The organism is Allobosea sp. CER48, assembly GCF_044752385.1.
Taxonomy (GTDB): domain Bacteria; phylum Pseudomonadota; class Alphaproteobacteria; order Rhizobiales; family Beijerinckiaceae; genus Allobosea.
Window position 1 is genome coordinate 1 of the sequence record NZ_JBIWYK010000148.1, and the last position, 7,015, is coordinate 7,015.

Sequence of the window (7,015 nt, forward strand, 5' to 3'; positions counted from 1 at the left end):
GTCGACGGTGGCGAGGCCTTCTGGCTGGCGGTGCGCGGCAATCTCACCAAACTGGATGAGGCCACGTCATGGTGGCAGGTGGTGCAGGGCCCGGCCGCGCCCGTGATCGCGGACCCGGCCTTCGCTGCTGCCGCGGCTGACCTTCTCCCGCAGGAGCCCTTCGACGCGACGACCTGGAAGAGCTGGACGCAGGCCGTGGCGGCGGCCACCGGGGCCAAGGGCAAGGCGCTTTTCATGCCGCTGCGACAGGCGCTGACGGGGCTCGATCACGGCCCGGAGCTCGCCGCGCTGCTGCCGTTGATCGGGCGCGACAAGGCGCTGAAGCGGCTGGCCGGCGAGAGCGCCTGAATGTCAGCATTCCGGGGCTGCCGGGTTCATGCCCGCTAGCTGCCCCGGAATGTCGGTCGCTCACTCGTGTCGATGCATCGCCGATTCATGCTTGGTGTCGCGCATGGTCGAATACACCAGGAACGACAGGAAGATGATGCCCGCCAGGTAGTAGTAGAACCACTCCTCGTGGCCCTGCTGCTTGAAGAACAGGGCGATGGCCGGCGCCGTGCCGCCGAAGATCGAGACAGTCACCGCATAGGGCACGGCAACTCCGGTGGCGCGGATCGCCGTCGGGAAGAGTTCCGCCTTCACCACGGCGTTGATCGAGGTGTAGCCGGCGGTGAAGATCCAGGCACCGCAGATCAGCAGGAAGGCGATCCAGGGCGACTTGGTGCCGGAGAGGGTCGTCAGGATCGGCACCGTCAGCAGAGAGCCCGCGAGGCCGAAGAACATCAGCATCGGCTTGCGGCCGATCTTGTCCGAGATCAGGCCGTAGACCGGCTGCAAAACCGCGGCGAAGATGAGCGAACCGGCGATGACATAGGTCGTGACGATGTCGGAGAGGCCGACCGTCTGCTTGACGAAGGTCTGCATGTAGGTGGTGAAGGTGTAGAAGGCGGCGGTGCCGCCGGCGGTGAGGCCGACCACGATCGCGACCTCGCGCGGGTACTTCATCAAGCCCTTCAGCGAGCTTTCGCGCTTCATCGTGGATTTCGCCGCCTCGAAGGCCTCCGTTTCCTGCATGTGGCGCCGCATGAACATCGCGGTGACCGCAAGCAGCGCGCCGATGATGAAGGGGATGCGCCAGCCCCAGGCCACGAGCTGCTCATGCGTCAGGAAGACGTTCTGGAGCAGCAGCAGGACCAGGATCGCGGTGAGCTGGCCGCCGATCAGCGTGACGTACTGGAAGCTCGAATAGAAGCCGCGATGCTCCGGGTCGGCGATCTCGGTGAGATAGGTCGCGCTCGCGCCATACTCGCCGCCGAGGCTCAGGCCCTCGATGATACGCGCCAGCGCCAGCAGGGCGGGCGCAGCGAAGCCGATCGTCGCGTAGGTGGGCGTGAAGGCGATGAGAAGCGAGCCGAAGCACATCATCAGGACCGACACCATCAGCGACAACCGCCGCCCGTAGCGGTCCGCCAGATGGCCGAACAGCCAGCCACCGACCGGCCGTACGATGAAGCCCGCCGCGAACAGGGTCGCGGCGTTGAGCTGCTGCACGACCGGATCATGCGAAGGAAAGAAATGCGGCGCGAAATAGAGCGCGAAGGCCGTGTAGGCGTAGAAATCGTACCACTCGACGAGATTGCCGACGGAGCCGATGAAGATCGCCTTGAGGCGTCTCTTCGCGTCGTCGATCTCGATAGGGTGGGGATGCGGCGTGGTCGTATCGGACATGGCGGCCTTCTGGAGCTGGGGAGCGTCAGAGGCGAGCGCGCGACCCGAACAAAGGCCGTGGAAGGCGGTCTGGCGGCCTCCCGGAGGGCGGCTTGGCACCGCTGTTATGCGTCGGTTTTGGCCATGCGTCCAGCGGCCAACGCGCTGGCGCGGCGTCGGCGCCATTGCGCACGGCGCATGGAACTTTGCCGTGTCAGGGCCGGACGAGCTGCGGGCTCAAATTGGGTGCCAGATTGGGGGCGACGATCCGCACCTGCCGGCGTTCGCCGGTGACGCTGCGGGACTCGCTCTTCAGCCCGTCCTTCTTGTCGAGCACCTTCTCGCCGACGATGTCGGGGCCGACGCCGGCCGACTCGGTGCCGGCGGTCGGAGAGTTCTCCGAGGGCATCGGCTTGTCCTCGGCAGCTTCGGGAGTCGCCGCGGGCGCTGCGGCCGCCGCTGCCGGCTGCTGCGCGTTGCCGCGCCGCTTGGCGTCTGCCTTGGGGTCCAGTTTCGGGCGCGACAGCTCGGCAGCGCGCTGCTCGGTGAGGATGACGTCGCCCTTGCGGCTGTCGAGCAGGAACTCGGCATTCTTGAGCGCGGCAGACCAGCTTTCGCCGCGGCCGCGGCAGGTACAGGCCGCGTCGAAGCTGCGCGTGTATTTCAGGGCATTCGGCAGGGAGGAATAGGGCTGCCCGCTCGAGCGCGAGGCTGCGTTCTGGATGTCGCCGCCCGAGCTCATGCCATAGGCGAGGGTTTCGACGCCGGGGCAGAGCGCCTGGCACATCTCGTCGGGGTTGCCGGCATTGTTGCTGAGCGGGAAGAAGAAGCCGTCGCAGGTACGTACGCAGACGGTCTGCGGGCCGCCGAGGCGTGGCTTCGCCGGTTCGGTCGGCTGCTCGGGATCGAGTTCCGGCAGGGTGGAGTCGATCTCGCCGCGGCGGGGCTCGAGCCCGAAGATCGTCTCGAAGAAACCGCGCGGCTGCGCCCGGCAATTGTTGTTGATCGCGGCGGCGAGCTGCGCGCGCCGCTGTTCGACGCCGCCGCCCTGCGCCTGCCGCTGCAAGGTCGCATATTGCGACTGCAACTGGCCGAGCTGGGCGCGCATCGCGCCGCATTGCGGCGGCCCCGAATCGAAGATGCCGAAGGTGCGCTCGCAGCCCATGGCGCGGTACTGGCTGGTGAGCTGCGCGAGCTGGCCGCCGACGCGCTGGGCCGCCTGGGCCGCGCGCGGATCCCCGCCGCTGCGGCCTTGCAGGCTCTCGAGTTCCGACCGCCAGGCGTCGCAGGACGGCGATTGCGCCGCGGCAGGCCCGGCTAGAGCCGCCAGCGCCAGCAGCGCCATGCCGAAACGTCTGGAAAGTTTCAGGATCATCGCAGGTCGGGTCACGCCATCCATTGTCGAAAGCCGGCTTCGGCTTCGCCCAACAACACCCGCCAAACGCGACGGAACTATGGAGCGGCCCCAGTTTAGACTACCGGGCACCGCTCCCGCTGGAGGCTCCGCATGCCACATTCGGGCCGTTGCAGCAATCGGGGGAAGCGCGCGCTGCCGCGGTGGTGGAAAACGTGCGGTTTCGCTAGAAGGGCAGCCTGAACGGCGCCGCGGCGCCGATCCTCGCGTTCCGCCAATGAGGCAAGCTGCGCCATGTCCGACTACCTGCCGCTTCACGAAGCCGTCATCCCGGAGCTGCCGAACTATTATCGCGGCAAGGTTCGCGAGAACTACGACCTGCCGGATGGCCGCCGTATCCTGATCTCGACCGATCGTCTCTCCGCTTTCGACCGCGCGATCGCGTCGATCCCCCTGAAGGGACAGGTGCTGACGCAGACGGCGCGTTACTGGTTCGAGCAGACGGCCGATATCTGCCCCAACCATGTGCTGGAATATCCCGATCCCAACGTCGTGGTCGGCAAGCGCCTCGAGATCCTGCCCGTCGAGATCGTCGTGCGCGGCTATCTGGCGGGGACGACCGGCACCTCGATCCTGACGCTCTACAAGCAGGGCCAGCGCGAGATGTACGGCATCGCCCTGCCGGACGGCCTGCGCGACAACCAGGAACTGCCACAGGCGATCATCACGCCGACGAGCAAGGCCTTCGACGGCGGCCATGACGAACCGCTCTCCGAGCGCCAGATCGTCGAAGGCGGCCTGCTGACGCAGCAGCAGTGGGACACCGTGGCCGGCTATGCGCTGGCGCTGTTCGCGCGGGGGCAGAAGCTCGCCCGTGAGCGCGGCCTCATCCTCGCCGACACCAAATATGAGTTCGGCACCGACGCCGAGGGGCGCATCTTCCTCGCCGACGAGATCCACACGCCGGATTCGAGCCGCTACTGGTTCGCCGAGAGCTTTGCCGCGCGTTTCGCCGCGGGCGAGAAGCCCGAATCCTTCGACAAGGACTTCGTGCGGAACTGGGTGGTCGCCCGCTGCGACCCCTACAAGGAAGCGCTGCCGCCCATCCCGCAGGAGCTGATCGACCAGACCTCGGCGGTCTATGTCCGCGCCTTCGAGACGATCACCGGCGCCGCCTTCGCCTATCCGCCCAAGGGCGAGGACCCGCTGCCGCGGATCCGGAAGAACCTGGCACGATATTTCTGAGCGCCGCGGCGCTCAGGCGCCGTCCTCGTCGCGATAGCCGCCGGCGAGGTGGCGCCCGCGCTCTGTCAGGGTCGAGAGCACGCGCTCGAACACCTTGAGCTCGTCCGGCGCTATCCCCTCGATCCAGCGTGCCTCGAAACCGAGGGCCAGCGGCACGATCTGATCGTAGATGCGCTTTCCGGCAGGGGTCAGCGCCACGAAGGATTCGCGTCGGTCCTGCCGGTTCTCGGAGCGCGAGACGAGTCCGCGCTTCTCCAGTTCGCCGACAGCGCGCGAGACCTTGGTCTTGTGCATCTGTGCGAGCTCGCCGATGTCGCGCGAGGTCAGCTTGCCGAACTCGCCGAGCTGCGCCACGACCCGCCATTCGGGGATGCCTATGCCGAAATGCTCGCCATAGATGCGCCCGAGCGCGCGGCCGCCCAGGGTGCCCACCACATTCAGGCGATAGGGCAGGAAGCGCTCCAGGTGGAGCGCCTTGGTTTCGGTGTCGTCGGTCGGTTTCATCGACATGGCGATCGTAAGGCGCGCCTCAGCGCGCCTTCAGCCGGTTCATGAACGAGTCGTAGGACAATTCCGCGACCTGCCACCAGAGCAGGTTCTCGCCGCGGAAGGCGACCATCGAATCGTAGCCCTTCTTGAAGTCCGGGCTCTTCGCACCGGTCTCCGCGTAGTATTCCTCGGCGGCCTTCAGTGCCGCTTCCATGACAGGCAGCGGGAAGCCGCGCAACTGCGCGCCCTGCGCCACCAGCCGGCGCAGGCCGCCCGGATTCACGAAGTCGTACTTCGCCAGCATCCAGTTGTTGGCCGCCTCGCAGGCGTTCTGGACGATCGCCTGATAGTGCTTGGGCAGCTTGTTCCAGGCGTCCTTGCCGATGATCAGGTGCAGCATCGCGCCGCCCTCCCACCAGCCGGGATAGTAGTAGTATTTCGCGACGCGAATGAAGCCGAGCTTCTCGTCGTCATAGGGGCCGACGAACTCGGCCGCGTCGATCGTGCCGCGTTCCAGCGCCGGATAGACGTCGCCGGGCGCGATCTGCGTCGGCACGACGCCGAGCTTGGCGAGGACCGCACCGCCCATGCCGCCGATGCGGAATTTCAGGCCCTTGAGGTCATCGACGCTCTTCAGCTCGTTGCGGAAGAAGCCGCCCATCTGGCAGCCGGAGTTGCCGCAAGGGATGGAATAGGCGTTGAAGCGGTCGAGCACGCCGTTCACCACCTGCTCGCCGCCGCCGAAATACCACCAGCTATGCTGCTGGCGCGCGTTGAGGCCGAAGGGGATGCCGGTGCCGAGACCCAGCGTCGGGTCCTTGCCGATGTAGAAATAGGTCGGCGAATGCGCGCATTCGACCGTGCCGGACGAGACGGCATCGAGCGCCTGCAGGCCGGGGACGATCTCGCCCGGCGCGAAGACCTGGATGTCGAACTTGCCGTCCGTCGCCTCGGAAACGTATTTCGAGAACTGCTGGGCCGTGCCGAAGATGGTGTCGAGCGACTTCGGGAAGCTCGAGGTCAGCCGCCATTTCACCTCGGGCTGCGACTGCGCGATCGCAGGCATCGCGACGGTTGTCGCGGCGGCGGCGAGAGCTCCTGTTTTCAAAAAGCTGCGACGTTCCATATGGTCTCCTCCCGAAGGCTTGTTACGTCCTTATTGGCGCGTCCGCGAAGGAATGAAAAGACATGAAGCTCGCCTCTCTCGCGCATGGCCGTGATGGCCGCCTCGTCGTCGTCTCGCGGGACCTGACACGAGCGACCGATGCATTTCCCGTCGTCGCGACCTTGCAGGCGGCGCTCGACGACTGGGGGCGGCTCGCGCCGCGCCTGGCCGACCTCGCCGAGGGGCTGGAGCACGGCTCGGTGCCGTCCTTCCGTTTCCACGAACATGACTGCGCCGCGCCGCTGCCGCGCGCCTATCAGTGGCTCGACGGATCGGCCTATGTGAACCATGTCGATCTCGTGCGAAAGGCACGTGGTGCCGTGATGCCGGAGAGCTTCTGGACCGACCCGCTGATGTATCAGGGCGGCGGCGATGCGCTGCTCGGTCCGCGCCAGGCCGTGCTGGCCCGGAGCGAGGAGGATGGCATCGATTTCGAGGCCGAGATCGCCGTCGTCACCGACGACGTTCCGATGGGCGCGAGCCGCGAGGAAGCGCTCGGCCGGATTCGCCTTGTGATGCTCGCAAACGACGTGAGCTTGCGGAATCGGATTCCGAGCGAACTGGCCAAAGGCTTTGGATTCGTTCAGTCAAAGCCGTCCTCGGCGTTCTCGCCGGTGGCGGCCACGCCTGATGAGCTCGGCGCGGCCTGGCGCGACGGCAAGCTTCATCTGCCGCTGCTCGCGCAGGTGAACGGCGCGCTTTTCGGCAAGCCCGATGCCGGCGCCGACATGACCTTCGACTTCGGCACGCTCGTCGCCCATGCGGCCGCCACGCGGAAGCTCTCGGCCGGCACGATCGTCGGCTCCGGCACGGTTTCGAACCGCGATGCCGGCGGCGGTCCCGGCCGACCGGTATTGGAGGGCGGCATCGGCTACGCCTGTATCGCCGAGCAGCGCACGGTCGAGACGATCCGTCGGGGTGAACCGAAGACGCCGTTCCTGCGTTTCGGCGATACGGTCCGGATCGAGATGAAGGATGCTGCCGGGCATTCGATCTTTGGCGCGATTGAACAGGAAGTCCTGCCGCATGTCTGAGCTGCACGATGACTGACGGGG

At 66.8% G+C, this 7,015-nt stretch carries 6 protein-coding genes and 1 pseudogene; 3 read left to right on the forward strand and 4 right to left on the reverse strand.

Annotated features, from left to right (window positions below; translation table 11 throughout):
* Positions 1 to 348: pseudogene (locus ACIPIA_RS07745) on the forward strand (glutamate--tRNA ligase); the annotation flags it as partial.
* A gap of 60 nt (positions 349 to 408) precedes the next feature.
* On the opposite strand, the gene ACIPIA_RS07750 reads toward ACIPIA_RS07745, so the two are convergent.
* Both ACIPIA_RS07750 and ACIPIA_RS07755 read right to left on the reverse strand, forming a co-directional pair.
* Positions 409 to 1,728: an MFS transporter gene (locus ACIPIA_RS07750; protein WP_400508247.1), complete on the reverse strand. Its 1,320-nt coding sequence runs from the start codon at positions 1,726 to 1,728 to the stop codon at positions 409 to 411.
* Positions 1,729 to 1,921: 193 nt separating this feature from the next.
* The gene (locus ACIPIA_RS07755) at positions 1,922 to 3,097 is read right to left on the reverse strand and encodes a DUF2865 domain-containing protein (protein ID WP_400508249.1); all 1,176 of its coding nucleotides are present in this window, start codon (positions 3,095 to 3,097) and stop codon (positions 1,922 to 1,924) included.
* 258 nt (positions 3,098 to 3,355) lie between these two features.
* On the opposite strand from ACIPIA_RS07755, the gene ACIPIA_RS07760 reads away from it, so the two are divergent.
* On the forward strand, positions 3,356 to 4,306 hold the full coding sequence (locus ACIPIA_RS07760; protein WP_400508251.1) for a phosphoribosylaminoimidazolesuccinocarboxamide synthase: 951 nt from the start codon (positions 3,356 to 3,358) through the stop codon (positions 4,304 to 4,306).
* Between the two features lie 12 nt (positions 4,307 to 4,318).
* Here ACIPIA_RS07760 and ACIPIA_RS07765 read toward each other — a convergent pair whose 3' ends face one another.
* Together ACIPIA_RS07765 and ACIPIA_RS07770 are read right to left on the reverse strand one after the other, a co-directional pair.
* Positions 4,319 to 4,810, reverse strand: a complete 492-nt coding sequence (locus ACIPIA_RS07765) for a MarR family winged helix-turn-helix transcriptional regulator (RefSeq protein ID WP_400508253.1) — start codon at positions 4,808 to 4,810, stop codon at positions 4,319 to 4,321.
* A gap of 25 nt (positions 4,811 to 4,835) precedes the next feature.
* The gene (locus tag ACIPIA_RS07770) at positions 4,836 to 5,921 is read right to left on the reverse strand and encodes a TRAP transporter substrate-binding protein (protein ID WP_400508255.1); all 1,086 of its coding nucleotides are present in this window, start codon (positions 5,919 to 5,921) and stop codon (positions 4,836 to 4,838) included.
* A gap of 62 nt (positions 5,922 to 5,983) precedes the next feature.
* Here ACIPIA_RS07770 and ACIPIA_RS07775 point away from each other — a divergent pair, with 62 nt between their 5' ends.
* Entirely contained in the window at positions 5,984 to 6,994 is a 1,011-nt protein-coding gene (locus tag ACIPIA_RS07775) for a fumarylacetoacetate hydrolase family protein (RefSeq protein WP_400508257.1), read from the forward strand.
* Positions 6,995 to 7,015: the final 21 nt, after the last annotated feature.